12 protein-coding genes and 1 riboswitch are annotated in these 18,749 nt (G+C 33.5%); of the genes, 7 read left to right on the forward strand and 5 right to left on the reverse strand.

Annotation, left to right across the window (positions count from 1 at the left end):
* Position 1: 1 nt before the first annotated feature.
* Positions 2-1,360 carry a magnesium transporter gene (mgtE, locus tag ABE34_RS19805; protein ID WP_197141267.1) on the reverse strand — a complete coding sequence of 453 codons (1,359 nt, stop codon included), beginning with the start codon at positions 1,358-1,360 and terminating at the stop codon, positions 2-4.
* Between the two features lie 255 nt (positions 1,361-1,615).
* Positions 1,616-1,781, reverse strand: a riboswitch (M-box (ykoK) riboswitch).
* A gap of 276 nt (positions 1,782-2,057) precedes the next feature.
* On the reverse strand, positions 2,058-3,554 hold the full coding sequence (locus ABE34_RS19810) for a helix-turn-helix domain-containing protein (protein WP_197141266.1): 1,497 nt from the start codon (positions 3,552-3,554) through the stop codon (positions 2,058-2,060).
* A 141-nt stretch (positions 3,555-3,695) separates the two neighbouring features.
* Between ABE34_RS19810 and ABE34_RS19815 the strand changes: the two genes are divergently transcribed.
* The 5 genes from ABE34_RS19815 (at position 3,696) to ABE34_RS19835 (ending at position 9,979) form a co-directional block, all read left to right on the forward strand.
* Positions 3,696-4,289, forward strand: a complete 594-nt coding sequence (locus tag ABE34_RS19815) for an HD-GYP domain-containing protein (protein ID WP_197141265.1) — start codon at positions 3,696-3,698, stop codon at positions 4,287-4,289.
* A gap of 724 nt (positions 4,290-5,013) precedes the next feature.
* Positions 5,014-6,975 carry a HAMP domain-containing methyl-accepting chemotaxis protein gene (locus ABE34_RS19820; protein WP_197144173.1) on the forward strand — a complete coding sequence of 654 codons (1,962 nt, stop codon included), beginning with the start codon at positions 5,014-5,016 and terminating at the stop codon, positions 6,973-6,975.
* Positions 6,976-7,223: 248 nt separating this feature from the next.
* Positions 7,224-7,382, forward strand: a complete 159-nt coding sequence (locus ABE34_RS19825; protein ID WP_197144174.1) for a hypothetical protein — start codon at positions 7,224-7,226, stop codon at positions 7,380-7,382.
* Positions 7,383-7,405: 23 nt separating this feature from the next.
* Entirely contained in the window at positions 7,406-8,914 is a 1,509-nt protein-coding gene (locus ABE34_RS19830) for a S8 family serine peptidase (RefSeq protein ID WP_197144175.1), read from the forward strand.
* Between the two features lie 111 nt (positions 8,915-9,025).
* Positions 9,026-9,979, forward strand: a complete 954-nt coding sequence (locus ABE34_RS19835) for a trypsin-like serine peptidase (RefSeq protein ID WP_197144176.1) — start codon at positions 9,026-9,028, stop codon at positions 9,977-9,979.
* A 1,138-nt stretch (positions 9,980-11,117) separates the two neighbouring features.
* On the opposite strand, the gene ABE34_RS19840 is transcribed toward ABE34_RS19835, so the two are convergent.
* From ABE34_RS19840 to ABE34_RS19850, 3 genes are all read right to left on the reverse strand, one after another.
* On the reverse strand, positions 11,118-11,690 hold the full coding sequence (locus ABE34_RS19840) for a histidine phosphatase family protein (protein ID WP_197144177.1): 573 nt from the start codon (positions 11,688-11,690) through the stop codon (positions 11,118-11,120).
* A 119-nt stretch (positions 11,691-11,809) separates the two neighbouring features.
* On the reverse strand, positions 11,810-13,411 hold the full coding sequence (locus tag ABE34_RS19845; protein ID WP_197144178.1) for a M28 family metallopeptidase: 1,602 nt from the start codon (positions 13,409-13,411) through the stop codon (positions 11,810-11,812).
* A 140-nt stretch (positions 13,412-13,551) separates the two neighbouring features.
* Positions 13,552-13,815 (reverse strand): hypothetical protein, encoded by a 264-nt coding sequence (locus ABE34_RS19850; protein WP_197144179.1) that lies wholly within the window; start codon positions 13,813-13,815, stop codon positions 13,552-13,554.
* Positions 13,816-14,017: 202 nt separating this feature from the next.
* On the opposite strand from ABE34_RS19850, the gene ABE34_RS19855 reads away from it, so the two are divergent.
* Both ABE34_RS19855 and ABE34_RS19860 read left to right on the forward strand, forming a co-directional pair.
* Entirely contained in the window at positions 14,018-15,973 is a 1,956-nt protein-coding gene (locus ABE34_RS19855; RefSeq protein WP_197144180.1) for a M36 family metallopeptidase, read from the forward strand.
* An 894-nt stretch (positions 15,974-16,867) separates the two neighbouring features.
* The gene (locus tag ABE34_RS19860; RefSeq protein ID WP_197144181.1) at positions 16,868-18,178 is read left to right on the forward strand and encodes a TniQ family protein; all 1,311 of its coding nucleotides are present in this window, start codon (positions 16,868-16,870) and stop codon (positions 18,176-18,178) included.
* Positions 18,179-18,749: the final 571 nt, after the last annotated feature.

The following is an 18,749-nucleotide window of genomic DNA, read 5'->3' on the forward strand; positions in this document are numbered from 1 at the left end:
TCTACATCAATTTTGAAATAAACATTGTTGCAATTCCAAAGTAAATAAGTAATGATAGGATATCGTTTAGTGTTGTAATTAATGGGCCAGACGCCACTGCAGGATCGATTTTAAATTTATATAAGATTAAAGGAATAATGGTCCCAGCTAAAGTCCCAATAATTAAAGTAATAACTAATGAACTTCCAACCACTAAACCTAGAACCGGACTTCCTTGCCAAATATAGGCTATAATCGAAATTAAGATTCCACAAGTAATGCCTATAATCAGTCCAACTTTAAGTTCTCTAATAATAAGTTTAAAAACTACTCTTTTATTAGTATCTGTAGTAATTAGACCTCTTACAACAACAGCTAATGATTGAGTGCCTGTATTTCCAGTCATCCCAGCAATCATAGGCATAAAGAAGGCAAGAGCGACAACTTTAGATAATGTTTCCTCGAAACTACTAATAATGGTTCCTGAAACTAGTCCGATAAATAAAAGTAAGATAAGCCAGGGAAGTCGGCGATACGCAGCCACGTGTGCCTTCGTGTCAAAATCAATGGCTTTACCAGATGCCGAAAGTTTTTCAATATCTTCGTTTGCCTCCTTTATAACCACGTCGATAATATCGTCAACTGTTACAATTCCTACTAATTCATTATTTTTTTCTACAACTGGGATTGATAAAAAATCATAACGTTCTATTGCACGAGCTACTTCTTCCTGATCCGTTTCAGCAGAAACGGAAATTACTCTGCTATACATAATATCCTGAATCTTTTCAAATTCATTACTTATGATTAAATCCCGATAGGATACAACACCTACTAATTTTTTATCATTATCAATTACATATAAATAGTTGATTGTTTCTGAGAATTCTGCAAAAATTTTGAGTTTATCAACTGATTCTCGAATAGTAAAGTGTTGAGGAATCCACACAAAACGGTTTGTCATTATTCGTCCTGCAGTTTCAGGGGGATAGTTCATGATATTTTGAACAATTTTTGATTCTTCTTGTTTCATACCTGAAAGAAGTTCTTCAATTTTATCAGGAGATAGATTTTCTAACAATGAAGCTAAATCATCATTATCCATTAAATTCATTACCTGGCCTGATTTTTCAATCCCTAATTTATTAAGAACTTTTAATTGGAGTACCTTTTCAAGCTCTTGAATGAGTTCAGCGATTTGTACAGAAGTAAGAAACAATAAGAAACGTGTATGATGTTTTTCTGGTAACCCCTCAAAAATTCGTGCAATATCATAAGGTTGGAGTTCCTTTAATATTGCTTGAAATTCTTTCTGTTTCCCTTCTTTTAATGACTTGAAAATTTGAAGAGTTATTTGGTTTTCTGTCATGTTTTTAATCATTTTAACCACTCCTTAATTGAGAAACAAAAACAATATTCCTCCCAACGATAAAGCAATAGTTAAGAAAGATAATTTAAAATTCCTCATAGATATTCTTTGTATTTAGTTCATTTTTATAACATTTCGAGTATGGTTCTGAAAAGTCATCCATGTTCCTCACCTCACAGAAAAATAAAACACCTTCATAAACGAATGAAGGTGTTTACACGGTACTATAAACGTACATTAAATACACTACAAAAAAATTGTAGCAAATGTGCTCCTCCATTCGTAGAGCTTTAGCACTGTGTGGCATAGGACAAAGCCAGCTACATTAAAAACCACCTTATGTCGATGGTTTCTGTTGACCCATTGGCGTCTTTCGACATTTTTGGGCAGTAGCATATCTCCTACACAGGAGCCTCACCTAACGAGGATATTTTGTTCGAAATTTCACTCTATAAGAATTTCTCTGAAAAGTCAATGTTTTTATAAGTGATTTAATATTTTGATACAATTGTATCTCTGTCTTAAGTAACTATTGAATTTGATTCTTTTTTTATGATTTTGTCTCCTATTTAAGAATATATACCGTCTGCTAAACAAGAAAAACAGATGTTAGAATTGCTAAATTCCGTAACTCAGATTAAATGAAAAATAAATCAATAAGTTCTTTTGTTGGTATATATTACACAAAAAGAACTCTTAAATCACTTACTTATTGAAACTCTTTAGAGAGTTTCAAATGAATTAAAGTTAAAATTTCTTTTTGTACTTTATTCAGATCATGTGACAAAGGAATTGTATTAACGCAAATTAAAGGAGAGGATATATCCTTTAACCCTGAAATATTCGTGATAATTAAGTCATAACTTTTGGAAACCTCTCTGAAAGAACTTAGATTTAATTCCTCAATTATAAATGGCTTAATTAAATGTCCAAATTGATATAACATTATATTTTGTATGAACTCAGTGTGTTCTATGTCTGCATCACAAAATATTCCTACATGAAGTATCGGAACTTTACTTTTTAATGCACTCAATAAGTGTCCCCAATTTATAATCAATATGTATAACGTTTCCGTAAAAAAATTCGAAGTCCATTTAAATTCCTTATGAAATAGAAATTTCATTAGCTCCTCTTTTAAAAACAAAACAAAGTATGAAAATTCATGAGAAAAATGTTCTGAAAACAAACGTCTTTTATCATTTAAAATAAAACTTCGACCATAATTCATGGTTTGCAAATTGTATAATTCCAAAATTATTTTTTCTTTTTCTTTATTTTGAATGGATATATTTAATTTATTTGCGAGACTATGTAAAAAAGAGTCGATTTTAGGGACAATAATCCATGCTTTATTTATTTTTTGCTGAATCATTTTTTCTAATATTTCGTAGCTGAAGGCATATTGATTATTAAATAAAACAGAAAAGAGCTGTTGAGCAGTTTCTTTGTTAAATTCAAGATTAAAAATGTCTTTAAACCATTCGCAAAATAATGTGTTATTAAAAATGCTCAGATCAAAATGATCAAAATGATTTGGAAAATGTTCCGGAACAATTTTCTTGTGATGATTCTTCAATCGAATCATATTTACCATTGTCCAATTTTTAATTCTAATTAAGTCTGGGAAATTAGGTTGAATATGATTTGCTTGCATTACATAGAGGAATAATTTATCCAATACTTTGATTTGTGTGTCTTCAAATGGGGTATAAGTTACGCCATACTTCTCATAAAAAAAATGAACCATTATAGATCTAATATTTTGTTCGTTCCCAATTATTTTACAAGGATTTGTTACGATTTGTATCTCATACTTATTTAAAAAAGTATTAAATTTAGCAATAATCCGTCTCATAGTGGAAGTGCTTAGAAATAACTCATTTGCTATGGTTTCAATGTCGTATTTCTCTTCAAAAAATATGCGTTCGAGGAACAAAAATTCTGGACTTAAAGATAATACCTTTTGATAAATAAAGTCTGCAGAATAATGATTTGGATAGGTAAGCATAACACCATTTTGAGATGTTTTAATTTGAAAGGGTTTAAATTCCGTATTTATTAACTTAATATCATCACGTAGAACTCTTTCAGAGCAATTGAGTGTTTGAGCTATCACACTCAAAGTAATCCATCCATCCCTTTCATATAATTTCTCTAAAAGTTGTAGTTGTCTGAGTAAGTTTTTATTCAAAAGTAAGCGCATTATTTTATTCCTTCCTTAGTTAACAAATTTCATTTGATACATTTCAAATTATTCCGATTGTGAGGTATTTTTTGAAATGAAATATTGGTTTTGGTTTGATAACATTTTTTTATATTTAAATAGTTAAAGGAGGTGAATATCTTGATAAAAGATCTTTTAAGGTTACAGGATACATATACAAATGAACATAGTGAAAGGGTGGCTGTATATGCCACAATTTTAGCTAAAGAAACAAAACGATTTGATCAAGATGCCCTTAACAAACTTTATAATTCATGTTTACTACATGATATAGGTAAAATAGGGATTCCAAATGAAATATTAAATAAAACAACCTCTCCTCTCACTCAAAAAGAATATGATGTGATAAAGACGCACCCTCAAATAGGCGTAGATTTATTAAAAATGTTTCCTTCCATCAACGCCGACTTTTCTATTATTCGTTCACACCATGAAAAGTGGAATGGTAGTGGGTTTCCTGATGGTTTAAAAAGAAGCGAGATACCTTTAAGTGCAAGAATTGTCTCTATTGCAGATGCATTTGATTCAATGACTTCTACGAGGTCGTATCGGAAAGCAATGGATCCAAAAGAAGCATATAATCGAATTATTGAAGGGAAGGGAAATCAATTCGACCCCGAATTAGTAAATATCTTTCAAAAAATATATTCTTCTTGGGTTAAAATCATGAATTTTTATATATATTTAAATGTTATGAAACAAGCTAATCTATAAAATAGTATTCGAATTAATATCTGTTGAATCCTTAACATGCCAAACTAATATTTAGTAACAAAATCTACTTAATATGGATGTATATAATAATCCAAAGGCAGAATATACGAATAACCTAGTAGAAATGGTATTTTTTTATATAAAGGGAGTCCTTTGTAGATTTTTTAATATTTGGAATATTGAAAAAATATGATTCGATTTAATATTAATACACCTGTGTATAAAAAGATATCATTATTTATTGAAAATACAAGAAACTAGATTTTTATAACAATTGTAATTAAAAGATTCAGTTATAGAGATAAATATCCTCCTGAGAAAAAACTACCTTTAATCAGCGAGAAGAAATATTTGCATATAAAGTCATTAAAGAATTAATAAATATTTTAGATGACATATTAGAATCCACTTATTTATTCCCTAATTTTGCATTATAAAAAGACCATTTACTTTAAATACTTCTATTTTTATATTAAACCCTAAGAAGAAGCTGTTAATAAGTACATAGAAAATACATTGAATAGTTATGTACCTAGTAACAAAACAGTGAACATTGTTTTACAAATTAAAGTGACTCTAATCAAGTATGGTGAGGAAACTAGTATTCCAAAAGGTAATGTTGGAGATGGGGATCCAGGGAAGGTTTGAGGGGCAGCATTCTTTTTTAGTCTAAAAAGAACAAAAAACACATTTAAAAACTAATGAAGATAAAAGGAGAGCTGTTTTGAAAAAAATATTTAGAAGCTTTAGGGGTAAGCTATACACATTATTTGCTTTTATCTTACTAATTCCTGTTATTACTGTAGGGAGTTTATCGTATCTTTCAGCAAAAGATTCGATAAAAAACGAAATACTCTTTAGTGCGAATGAAAGTGTTAAAATTTTAAATACACTAATTGATGATAAGTTACGTGAAAAAATAAACGACATGACTGTTTTTAGTGAGGATCTGGACTCTTCTAAGTATGAACAGCAGGAAAAAGAAATATTAACAAATTTTCATCAATATTTAGCGAGGAATCCAGATGTATTAAGCATTTATATCGGTACAAATGAGGGAACAATGATCTCAGAACCAGAAGTGCATATTGCGGATTATAATCCTTTGGAAAGAGATTGGTATAAAGAAGCTGTAGCTTTAAAGGGTGAAACTTTAATAACGAATCCTTATATGGATGCAGAAACCGGGGAAATGGTCGTGACAATTGCTCGTCAGGTAAAAGATCAATCTGGAGTAATGGCACTTGATATAAAATTGACAGACCTTCAAAAAATCGCAAATTCAATCAAAATAGGAAAAAATGGTTACTCTTCTATTTTTGGTGACAATAATTTGGTCATCTCACATCCTACATTAGAGGCAGGTAAGGAATTAAACGAGAGCTTCCTCAATCAAATGTACGACAGTGAATCTGGCACATATGATTATGTCTTCGACGGGGATGACCGTATTTTGTTCTTTACAACGGAGGAGTTGACTAATTGGAAAGTTACTGGAACAATTTTTGCGAAGGAAATTAATCAATCAGCATCATCCATTTTATATAAAACGTTGTTTGTACTAATCGTTGCAATTGTAATCAGTTCGATTGTTTTCTTTTTTGTCATGAAGACCATTATAAAACCGATTAGATCACTAAAGGATAGTGCAGTAACCATTAGTGAAGGTGATTTAACAGAGAAGGTGACAATCACTTCTCATGACGAGATTGGACAGCTAGGACAAGCCTTTAACGATATGCAAGACAGTTTAAGAAATCTTATTCAAAAAGTTGAACAAAATGCCGAAGAGGTAGCTTCGTCGGCAGATGAGCTAACAGCCAATGCTAACCAAACGAGCACAGTGACAGAAAAGGTGGCTATTTCGATACAAGATGTTGCTTCGAGCGCAGACTCGCAAACGACAAGTGCTGATAAGAATGCAGAATCGTTACTGGAGCTTTCTAAGGCCATTCTTCATATTGCAGAGATCTCTTCTACTGTGACGGATCTTTCACAGCATGCAACGTTACAAGCAGATGAAGGTGGACAGGCAGTTCAGGATACAAAAGATCAAATGCAATCTATTCATGTATCGGTGACCGATTCAAACACGAAAATTCAATCCCTACATGAACGCTCTCAGCAAATTACATCCATTTTAGATGTAATTACAAGTATTGCAGATCAAACGAACTTACTTGCCCTCAATGCAGCGATAGAGGCAGCAAGAGCAGGGGAGCACGGAAAAGGCTTTGCAGTTGTTGCTGATGAAGTTAGAAAGCTAGCGGAGCAATCACAGGAATCTGCACAACAAATTTTTGAGATAATCCAGGGCATTCAGTTAGATACAGAACAGTCCGTAAACACCATGGCAAAAGTTACAGAAGATGTAGAAAATGGTCTATATGTATCGGATGAAGCGATCGCGAAATTCCAATTGATTAAAGCAAGCATGGATAAAATTACTCCTAAAATGGAAGAGGTATCTTCTGCTTCTGAACAGATGTCAGCAAGTGTACAAGAGGTGGCTGCTGTTACAGAAGATTTGGCATTCTCAGCAAAAGGAAATGCAGCTGCCTCAGAGGATGTTGCAGCGTCTACAGAGGAACAAGTAGCTTCGATGGAAGAAATTAATGCTTCTGCACAAGCTCTTGCGCATATGGCAGACGAGCTAAAACAGCTAATTAGTCAATTTAAATATTAACAGAGTCAGACATAATAAAAACATGATTCCTTTTTTAGTGTACCCTTTGAACGGACATCTTAAAAAAGTTCTAGGCACCTGAAGAAGAACTGAGTTGTTGAATGCACCTTCAGTATTAAATACCATTCTTCTTTAATTCAATAAGGATTGATTCCTACTTTAAGAACTGATTTCAAATCAAGCATTACTCAATAATAGAAAGAGTGAAAGGCTTAGGAGATATTCCTAAGCCTTTTTGGAGGTTTTCAATGAAAAAAAGTTATGAAAATAGCTTTGATAAAATCAGGGTTTCCTCCCCGAATTCCTCTGAAATTAATAATGTAAAATACGGTGAACATACCATCATCAGAATTAAAAGGAATATTATATATTTTTATGCTCATAATAACATTTGGCAAGAGCCTTAAAAATAATAAAAGAAGGTGAAGGAATGGTCAATAACATAAACAATCTACCTCCTGTCGTATATGCAGAAGCTTCCGTAAAATCTGTGGGAGGGCATTCTCTTTTTGAAGCTCCATTTCCTATCAACAGCGAAACGGTTCCGAAGTTCCACTCAGAACCCGAATTGGTAGAGTCAGCTGTTGAGCGTTTACGTTCCGAAGGATTTGAAGTATTGCATGTAAGTCCTATTACTATAACTATTTCAGCTCCGTCAGAGGTTTACGAACGAGTGTTTAAAACTAAAATCATCCCTGTAGAACGAGAAGTACTAAAATTCAATGAAATGACTACGTCGACATTTCTTGATACTACGGACACCGATATTCCTGGGTTAATTGATGTATCCAAAAGCTCACTAGCTGATGTATTAGAAGGAATCGCGATAGAAGAACCGAGATTTCGCTTAGGTGTAATTGAACCATCTGAATCCTTAACGACTGTTTTGACAGAGGCAGAACGAAATTTCTTTGCATCAACAAAACCTCCTGCGTTCCCACCCCCAAAGTCTTATTGGCATCTAAATGTACCAGCGGACGTTTCTCTTGGACTTAATGCTGATCGGGTCCATCGGGATGGTATTACAGGCCGTGACATTAAAGTAGTAATGATAGATACCGGGTGGTACGCTCATCCTTTTTTCACCCAACGTGGGTATCGTTCTAACCCAGTTGTCGTTGGGCCCGGGTCAACAGATCCTGATCATGATGAAGGGAGTCATGGGACAGGAGAATCAGCAAATATTTTTGCGGTGGCGCCTGATGTTGATTTTACAATGGTAAAATTTAATCTTATTACCTCTGTGGGGACTTTTAATAAAGCAGTCGAATTGAACCCCCATATTATTTCTATTAGTTGGGGTAATAGCATCAGTAATGTGGAATCATATTCAGCTGCAGACAAGGCTTTAGCTGCCAGTATAGCTGATGCAGTGTCAAAGGGGATTACAGTTGTTTGTTCAGCAGGAAATGGTCAATGGTCTTTTCCAGGCCAACATCCTGATGTTATTTCTGCAGGAGGTGCCTATATGCATGCAGACGGCACATTCGAAGCAACTCCATATGCTAGTGGATTTTCAAGTCGTATCCCTGACTTTAATCACAGAAACTCTCCGGATGTATGTGGGTTAGTGGGAATGCCTCCAATAGGCGCTTACATTATGCTTCCAGTTGAACCTGGGAGTAAATTCGATGTTGACCTCTCTGGCAATACTCATCCGAATGGGGATGAAACTCCTAACAACGACGGTTGGGCAGCTTTTAGTGGTACTTCCGCAGCAGCACCACAGCTAGCTGGTATTTGTGCCTTAGTAAAGCAGATGTCACCTAATTTATCCCCTACTCAAATTAGAGAGGTTCTAAAGGCCACTGCCCGTGATGTGGTATCTGGAAAATCAAACCCAAGTACTGGAGGAAATGAAGCAGTTCCGGGCGTGGATCTAGCAACTGGTCATGGTTTGGTGGATGCTTATGAAGCTGTAAAGAAAGCACGTTCATAATAATATTGCGTTAGAAATTCTTGAGCCTGATGTTTTAACAATGTTCAGGCATGTTAAAGCTATTTTAAGAAGACAATCTAAATAGTTAAATACTTTATTGGAGGTTAAAAAATGGCAGATTCTAATATCATGAAATCTACAGTTATTAAAAATGCAAATCCATTAAAAGTTTCTCAAGAAACGTTGTTTGACGATCGTATACAAGTGGCGCGTCCAGATGTGTTTCCAAACCGTTGCGTAGGTCAGATTGAAATTAAGCTACGAAATGGTACTATACTGCAAGCATCTGGTTCTTTAATCAGCGACTATACGGTACTAACTGCGGGACATGTTGTGAAAGGTGCTAACAATCAGTTCCTCGATATAGAAACTTTTCGTTTTATACCTGCAAGGAATCATTCAAATATGCCTTATGGAATTTACGACTGGTCTGAAATGAGGGCAGTTTACAATGGCGGTTCACGAGATTGGGCGTTAATCTCTCTTACACAACCAGCTGGATTTCAAACTGGTTTTTTAGGAACGTCAGCAAAGTTTCCAGTAAATCGTTGGGCTAATGAAAGAGATCACTTTCAACACATTGGTTTTCCAGGAGATCACGCTGATGAAATGTGGATTGATGAAGATGGTGTCTGTAATGAAATTTTTGATAATAGGCAACTAAAGACAGATATTGACGCTGCTCATGGACAATCAGGAGGTCCATTAACAATTAACTGGTTCTCTAATAATCCACAAGTATGTGGCTGTCTATCATGGGGGCCAAATCCAATAGAAGATCCGAACTATTTCACTCCAGGTTACGAAGATGTAAAGACCGATGTATGGATGCAATGGTTATGTGATGAGTATGGAAAAAAACATCCGGATGATCGTTTTAGTGGGTGCCAGACACATTTGACTGAAGGACCAGTAGAGACGAAAAGCATGTTGCCAAACTATGACATCCCTCATGTCTTTATAGATGACAAGGGACCTAGTATACGTCGTTTTACTCCTCGCGCCACTGAAAATTGGATGACCCCACATCGTGCTCGTTTGATGTTGAATCAACAAGACAAATAACTATAAGTACGTAGTTTATTATCTTGTTCATTAAATGATAAATACACAAACTATCCGATAATTGCTTTTCGATATTGAAAAGAAAAGGGTCCTATATATGAACTAGTGAACTGAACCCCGAACAGAGGCAATTTTTATAGTGTCCACTATTCTGGGTTCGGTTCATATATTAGGTTGCTCTTTAAAGAATAAAATTTCTTGTTCAACGGGGGCTTTAGTTGAAGAAGGCTCATTATAATTGATCACCTTTTTTCTAAACGTAGTTTTTGCATTTGCTGATAAATAAAGGTTAAGTTAAGTTAAAATGGGGAAGCAATTTGTAGATCCTGAAATTAGCGACTACATAAATCGAAGTTCTAGAACTTCGTCATAAAGACTTTTATTGAAAGAAGTGAATACTATATTAGCTTTGAGAGCAGATACAATATGTTTCGTGAGATAGTGTCTGTTTATTGACATGATGGGAATTTTTTTTTGTTGGATGCCTAAAATCGATAATAATTGTGGGCATATAACATTTGATAACATCAAAAGCAAGGAGAATAATTCATTCACAATTGATTAAAATAGTAGGCATTTATTATTTGATTTACCACAAAATGAACTTCCGTGTTGTCTATTGTAAGTAGTTAATCGTACATATGCCAATAGTAAAAAAATAATCAAATCGATGCCGAAAGTTATAGTAAACTCAAATGAAATCAATATAACACTTTTAAAGGAGAACTTCGTTCGGAATATATTTATCCGGAAACTCAAAAAAGGGGAACCAATCCCTGTAAAATTAGAAATTAAGCATAATTTGATTGCGACAATGGCAATTTAATTTTTGAATGTCACTATTTTATTGGAGAAAAAACTGGTAAAATTCCTTCAAATGGAAGCTATAAAAACAATCAAGTTTAAAACTGGTATATCTCACTTTTGAATAAAGATTGATTAAAATTCTCTTGTAATTTTCAATTTCTGGATAAAAAAACCTCGTATTTTAAACAAAGTTTGATTAAAATACGAGGTTTTACCTGTTTGTCGATCTTCATTTTTATTATAAAAATTGATTATTCCAGAACTTATATCTTCAATAATAGCACCAGTTACTTCAATAAGAACCTCTGAATTCAGATAATATTGGATTGATTTATAATTTATCCTTCCATAGACGTTTAATTTCAACCTCTCCATTAATAAAATTTATTGAATATACATCTGGGTTTGTTATCGAGGCTCCTTTATCAAAATCAAAATTCGTATCATAATGATTAAACAAGACCAACATCGTCAAACGGTGTGTAATTAAAAATATATTTTGATGATTACTTTGCCTCAATTCTTCTATAAGGCTAGTTACGCGAACACATACTTCGCGGTTAGATTCACCATGTACAAATTTATGGTCCATATCTTTAAAATGCTCCCTAAGTTCATCCCATAATTTATTGTTTTCACCTTGGTAATCACCTATGTTACGTTCTTTTAGCCTTTGATCTGTGCAGAATGTTTGGTTTGTTCGTGCAGCAAGGATCGCAGCAGTCTGACTTGCACGCAAAAAGGGACTACTAATTATAGTATCATTCTCGAAATTGGTGAGAGGCGATAAAAATTCAGCCAATTGTTCAGCTTGCTTTTGCCCTATATCAGTTAGTGGTGAATAGGGTTCGTTAGAAATTGCCTCACCATGCCTAATGACAAAAATAGTTGAGTTTTTCTCCATGGTCTCACTCCTTTAGTTAATACAATCAATAATAGTTAAAACGAGGCTTAACAGTTTATATATATTACCTTAATTTCATGGCAAGCTCTAATACTGCATTTGTTAAAACATTGGTTATATCAGATCCGTAATATAGATGTATCGCTTTGATGATGATAATTGGGATTGGGGTCAGACGTTGGCTCAGAAGATAAATTTACAAAAAAATCTTCGGAAACAACAACTGCTGGATAGCCTTGTTGATGGAAAGAAGCATGATTACTTCGATTGATCGCAGCATCAAACAAAGTTCGTTCAGGGTTTGAAACGGCACTAGTCCCTTGATATATTTGAGGAGGAGACAGAGTAGGCACTTCTGATGTATGTTTTGCTATAACTTGAGCTATCGGTAAGCTAGCATCACGAATAGCTGGATCGTTATAACCTGCATGGATTTCGAATAGATGGTTTTTATCACTATTAAATCCAATAATATCCATGCAAATTACAGCTTTTACAGGTGCACCTGTTGACTTTAACTTTGATGCATAGACCTTACTACCGACAAGTCCAGATTCTTCTGCATTAAAAAAGCAAAACCTAACAGTATGAGTTAGCTGTCCTCGAAACTTCGAAAGGCACTTAGCAATTGATAATGTTGCTGCTATTCCTGAAGCGATATCGTCAGCACCAGGCGCAGGGGCAGTAATTGGATTATAGTTTGAGTGACTGGCAGCTGTAGAATCCAAATGACACCCTACAATGATCAATTGTGAACCTTGACCTGGAAGAGAACAAGATTCTAACCACCATGGGAACCAAGGTTTTAAACCAAAAGATTCTTCAATCAATTTTCTTATCCTTAATGGAGAAACATCATTTGTAAAGTGGGATCCAAACCAGTCTTCTCCAATAATCTCTTTTACTGAAGAGAGCCAATTATTAACGGGGTAAGGCTTAGGGTATTTTAAAAATAATTCTCTTAACTGTTCTTGAACATTCGATTCAAACGATAAAGAACCGGCACCAGGTAAATCAGCAATAACATTATTTAAAGACATCCCAGAGAAGCTAAAGTGATGTAGAGTGGGACAAAATCCTAGAGAACTTAACTCGTTTTGAACGGCATGGATTACTCTAACATTATCAGGATGTGATATATGACGAGATATGATGCGTCCTTGAGTATCTAAATCTAACTTCCCGCTGTAACGATCTACTTTAGTTTGAAAGGATTCCGCTGTTGAGGCAGAAATATTTTCAGATAAAAAGGCTTCCGATTCACTGCTATGAATCCATTTATGCTCATTTCGATCTGTATTGGGTAAATCATCATAGAATGTACTAAAGTTATCAATGGGGTAAAATATTTCTGGGCTTGGTAAAAGAAGTTGCGGATGTGCATGCGCTTTTGGTCCATGTATATGCACTTCTTCATTTAATTCAGTAGGACCTAACGCAATTATTATCTTTCTACCATCGATTGATAATAATTTATACTTCTTTAAATGTTCTACTGCTTCCTCACTCCATGCATCCATTTCTAAAAATATAAGGTCTTCAGTTGATAAATTAATGGACAATTTTTGAAGCTTCATCCCTCGAGTGAGTACTTCCTGTATTGTGTCATCATCCATGACAGAAAGCAGACACCACTTATCATTCTCAACTTCGTAAAAGAAATAGGATAGACCTTTGCTAATACTACTTACTTCTTCTTTGAGCCCAAATATCTGTACCATATGATAGGACTTTTTTTGTAAAACATGTAGAGCTATTTGGGGGTGGGGAATTGACATTAACCCATATAAGCAGCTACACCTCTTAGTACGCGGTCGGAAGAAACAAAAATGTCTTTATCAGCATTTCTATTATATTGAACTCAATGCTTCTGTATATTTTTTTCATCTTCACAAATTATGACCTCATCGAACTGTGGAATAAATTCTGTAATGGTTTCAATGGATTCAGAAATTAATTTTGGTAAAAATAAAATAGTTTTAACTCCCATATTTTTGAAGCACTCTATGCTTCTACATGTTTCTTGAAATATATCTATACCAGCTATTCCTTTTTTTTCAGTTACCCGAAGCGTTCCAAATGACTGATCTAGCCATATTATAATGGATTCAATATTTTGGGACATTGTTTTATATCACTCATTTCTTTAAGGCTATGTTTATAGTGTCTCTTAATTACTGAAATTTTATTTATTGTAATTTGTGGGTATTATAAGGAGAAATGTCTATTTCCTTAAATGTTGATTAATTATGAAAAAAGCTATATTTAAATCATTTGTATGGACATACTAATAAAGAAATTTCACAATACGAAAAGGAGATAAAAACATGATACGAGAAATTGATACAAGGAATTTTAATTACAGCAGTGATCAAAGTCGATTTGAAACAGATGGATTAGAAAATAAAGGAGTAAATCAAGTTAATTTAACGGGGAGTCCAGCTTTATTGGTATTGAATCATGATACATCTGATACTGAGTCGTCATTGATTAATCGAGCAATTGATGCTGTTAAAACTAATTCTTCAGCTTTAGGATTTTCAGGAGAGCAAATGTCAAAAGGAGTAGAATTTATTCCAGATCCGAATGTAATAGAAACAAGTACAAAAACTTCCATCGTACATTTACATCAAGTTTATCGAGGGATATCTGTCTATCAGAAGTCTATAACTTGCCGTTTCTTAGAAGACGGTAAACTTGAAGATATCGTTGGAGATAATGTGAATATCAACGATGAGATTAATCTAATCCCTGAAACAGATGTGGGAACAGCGATGATCGCAGTAAATGATTATATAATTACAAACCAACATGTGGACGAAGAGGAGCTAGACGAATGGAAACAACCAATTCCAAAAGTAAGCATAAGTACTTCTGAATATACCCCTAAAGTATTAGTCGCATTTCCTAAACCTGCGCGTTATACAGTGCTAGAAAAAGGTAAGTTTGAAGAAAGCATTCCTGCACATCTCGTGATTTTTGATCAAAATCCGAGATTACGTTTAGCTTGGAAATTTGTCATTACTCTAAAAGAAACGAAGGAACAATACGAATTTATTGTAGCAGCTGACAATAAACAATCGAGTGAAGTATTACTTTGTAAGAAAAAAAGTTTTAATATAAAGGCACAAGGGAGTGTATTCGAATTTAACGGTGGTGAAGAAAGAAGACTAATTCCTTTTCCGAGACCAGTAACCGATTTTCCGGTCAAACCTGCCGTTGAATTACCGAGCGATTTCCCCAAGGACTGGGTGAATGAAACAGAGACTATCGGAAATAACACAGAAGCAGTATTTTGTGATTCAAACTCTTCAAGCTCACAAATCTGTTCTCCAGAAACAAATCTACGTGGCAACGCTGTAAATGGAATTCTTACATTCAGCCCTTCTGATGTAACAGGTAATGATCAGAAAGTATTAAATATCTTCTATTTTTGTAACCTTATGCATGATTTCTTTTACATGCTTGGCTTTGATGAGAAGGCAGGGAATTTTCAAAAAGTTAATTTCACAGGTTTAGGAATCGCACAAGATAGTGTTAGAGCGCGTGCATATAGTAAAGGCGTTACTGGTACAGCTAATATGAGTACTCCTGTAGATGGCCAAAGCCCAATAATGAGGATGGGTTTAGTAAATTCGAGTAATCGTCATACTGCATTAGATGCTGATGTGGTCTTTCATGAATACACCCATGGCGTAACGTCTAGACTTGTTGGAGGACCAATGGATTTTGATTCATTAGGAATGCCTCAAAGTCGTGCAATGGGTGAGGGATGGAGTGATTACTTTGCTCTCACGATACAAAACTTCAGTAGAAATGAAGAAAAAGTAGTAACCGGATCTTGGGTAACAAATACAGAAAAAGGAATTCGAGAATTTAAATATGATGATCATTTTCCAGATCACTTTGGTAAAATTGGAACGGATCGCTATACAGAAGAACATAACATCGGAGAAATTTGGTGTGCAACGTTAATGTATCTGAATCGAAGAATGGTAGAAAAATTTGGAAAGGATAAAGGATATAACTTAACTTGGAGAATCGTTATTGACAGTTTGAAACTCTCACGTACGAATCCGAGTTTTCTCGATGCTCGGAATGACATTTTAAAAGCGATACAGCATTTAAGGTTGTCTGGTAATCTTAGTGAAAATGACTTTGAAATGGCAAATCATTGCACGTGGCAAACCTTCTGTAAATTTGGTATGGGTCCTAATGCCAAAAGTAATGAAGCTTCTCTAACAGGTATTGTTGCAGATTTTGAAATGCCACAGAATATTTAACAAGTAGTAGAACTAAAAATAGGACCTAAGAGCCATCATTTCTATTGTCTCACATGCGTAAAAATGGTCTCTGTGAGTTTTATATTTCTCCCTTTTGGGATCTATTCTGCAAAAGGGAGTTTTCAATCTTCTCTCCTCAAGTGACAACATCACTCCTCAAACAAACTGTAAATCCGTAAAGAACGTACAAGGATATAGAACCAAGTAATAAAATAATAACATTTTATTAGCCCTTCTTAATCTAAACCATTTTCTTTTCATCCCTCAGTAAAGAAATCAATATATTCTCATCTTAGGGTACGGAACAGTTAATATTTCTCTGTTGAAATTAGTGAATAAATTCATTTGAAAAAATACCAAAATTAAATTTTTATGTTATTTTTGGGGATGATTCATTTTGTCTATGGTAAATACTAACCCTGTAAGTTTATTTATAGGAGGGTAAAGATTATGTTCTATTCAAACAATATTGATCACGATCACACACACGTATGATACATCTGAAAACACACCGGATATGATATCCAAAATCTTCACAACAAATGAATCAATCATTGCAAAATTCAACTATTAATCAATCAACTAGTAATTCGTAAAAAAATAATGTAAACAAATGAAGAATTGCTATGAATGAGAGGAGGCTGATGGAAAAGCATCAGATATATTCATAGCAATTGTTTTTTAACTGCAGCACAAAGAGGGTTAAGTAAAACAAACATTACATACCAATAAAGTAGAAAAAATAGCTCAAGAGTTTATTTTGAAGGATTTATGTTAACAGTTAGTAATAAAATGAATTGAAATTAATGATAAGGATAATTTTGTGAATGTTTAACATAAGATGGCTTTTTGAAATAAATATAAAATTTATGTAGAGGAGAATATAGATTAAGTATGATATGGAATCAAAGAAGCGAATTATATAATATCGTACCACTGGGGCTAGAAACAGGAATGGTAGAAAGCCTTAGTAGTTATATAATTCGTCTTGCTTATAAACATAATCTTAATGTCGGGGATCTAGTAAATAAACTTATCATTCCTGAACTTAATAAAGATTATTTAATAAAAAGTACTATTTATGGTGGTGACAGTTTTTTTGAAGGAGCTAAAACAATAAATGGCTGTATGGATAATTCGATAGATACAGTAAGAGTGTTGGAATTATTTACAACAAGAAATGATTTATCTAATCTTACTTTATATCGCTTTAAAAGGTTTTTTTCGCTTAGGAACTTATTCAATGATTACTTATCGTGGTGTCCAAAATGTATAAATGAATGGTCTGTTGAAAATTTGGAAATATATTATCCTCTAGTATGGCACTTGAAAAATGTAGAAATTTGTGACAAGCACAATTGTTTCCTCTTAGATTTTTGTTTAAACTGTCATAAGAAAATGAAATTTCTTAGAAGAAAAAATATACCGGGATATTGTTCGAACTGTTTTATTTTTTTAGGAGCTAGTAAACTGGAGACTGAAAAAAAAGAAGAAATAACAGACTGGCATAGATTTTTAAGTCTGAATATTCGTGATATTTTAAAGTTAGACTTTAATTTAATTCATACGGAGTTTGTAATTATAAAACAATTAAATTTTATAAATGAAAAGTTTTTCGGAGGTAATGTGTCCGAAATGTCTAAATTTTGCTGTATTCCAAACTCTACTTTGTGGTATTGGATTAAAGGGAGAAATAAATCTACACTAGAGGGAATATTATTAATTTGTTTCAAATTGAACATTGAAATCATAGATTTTTTATTAAAGGGAGAAAAGGTGGATATAAATACTGATTCAATAAACTTATTATTCTCCAATAATGAAAAGTTACAAAGAGTATCTATCCCTATAGATTTCCGTTTATTAGAAAAAAAACTTGAAGGTATTCTGAAATTAGATATCCCAATTTCAATGACTGTAGCTGCTAATCAAATTGGAAGAGATAGACGTGTTTTGTATAGAAAATTTCCAGAGTACTGTAAAATGATTTCTCAAAGATATAAAAGTTTCACAAAAGAAAAAGCGACTGAACGTATCAATTTATTAAAAAAAGAAGTACAAGTTATTTTTCTCTTATTAATTGATGACGGAATATTTCCGAGTAGAAGGGAAATTGAAAAGAGATTAAGTAAAAGAAGTGTATTTAGAGAAAGAGTACTAAAGGAATATTGGAAAAACTTATTGGTAGAACATAAGCTTATTTAATAGTCAAAGGGGCGATATGATGGATTCAATAGAGCTTAAAAAGTGGACAAAAAAAGCTAAATTTAAACATAGAAACTGTAAAAAATATAGAGAGTGAGAGTATCAGCACCAGCAAGGAGAATTGGAGGGAGGAAACAAAATGTTAGTGTAAATATAGTAGTGGAAAAATGGGCGATTTGAAAGCCGTAGAATTACCGATTATATATAGTCTAACTGATTTCTTTAATATGAAGAAATCTAATATAACTTTTAAAAATGATTGTTCTGATAGAATAGTCTCCTCTGGAAGAGTTGAAAAAGATCGTAAAAAATTCGGAATTTTCTTTAATTGATTATTGCGGAAAATAGTCCCTATTCATTATGTAAGATAGCGAATCAGATGGAGTGTGACAGAAAGCTATTAACCCAGATGTATGTACCCAAACGATTGCCAACAAATAAAAATGAATTATTTGGGTAGCTTAGAAGTGAAAAAACAATTTAAAAATAATGCTATGAAAAAAGTATTGATAATACAGTTTATACTTTAATGAAACGGGGTATTATTTATCCAAGTAGTGGGAAAGTAGAG

The organism is Lysinibacillus sphaericus (assembly GCF_015844675.1).
Classification (GTDB): Bacteria; Bacillota; Bacilli; order Bacillales_A; family Planococcaceae; genus Lysinibacillus; species Lysinibacillus sphaericus_E.

What these genes read in the sequence shown, in the direction of transcription:
- ABE34_RS19845 (WP_197144178.1), bottom strand. Translation starts at nt 13,411, where the DNA reads ATGGTACAGATATTTGGGCTCAAAGAAGAAGTAAGTAGTATTAGCAAA.
- ABE34_RS19850 (WP_197144179.1), bottom strand. Translation starts at nt 13,815, where the DNA reads ATGTCCCAAAATATTGAATCCATTATAATATGGCTAGATCAGTCATTT.
- ABE34_RS19830 (WP_197144175.1), top strand. Translation starts at nt 7,406, where the DNA reads ATGGTCAATAACATAAACAATCTACCTCCTGTCGTATATGCAGAAGCT.
- ABE34_RS19860 (WP_197144181.1), top strand. Translation starts at nt 16,868, where the DNA reads ATGATATGGAATCAAAGAAGCGAATTATATAATATCGTACCACTGGGG.
- ABE34_RS19840 (WP_197144177.1), bottom strand. Translation starts at nt 11,690, where the DNA reads ATGGAGAAAAACTCAACTATTTTTGTCATTAGGCATGGTGAGGCAATT.
- ABE34_RS19825 (WP_197144174.1), top strand. Translation starts at nt 7,224, where the DNA reads ATGAAAAAAAGTTATGAAAATAGCTTTGATAAAATCAGGGTTTCCTCC.
- ABE34_RS19855 (WP_197144180.1), top strand. Translation starts at nt 14,018, where the DNA reads ATGATACGAGAAATTGATACAAGGAATTTTAATTACAGCAGTGATCAA.
- ABE34_RS19810 (WP_197141266.1), bottom strand. Translation starts at nt 3,554, where the DNA reads ATGCGCTTACTTTTGAATAAAAACTTACTCAGACAACTACAACTTTTA.
- mgtE (WP_197141267.1), bottom strand. Translation starts at nt 1,360, where the DNA reads ATGATTAAAAACATGACAGAAAACCAAATAACTCTTCAAATTTTCAAG.
- ABE34_RS19835 (WP_197144176.1), top strand. Translation starts at nt 9,026, where the DNA reads ATGGCAGATTCTAATATCATGAAATCTACAGTTATTAAAAATGCAAAT.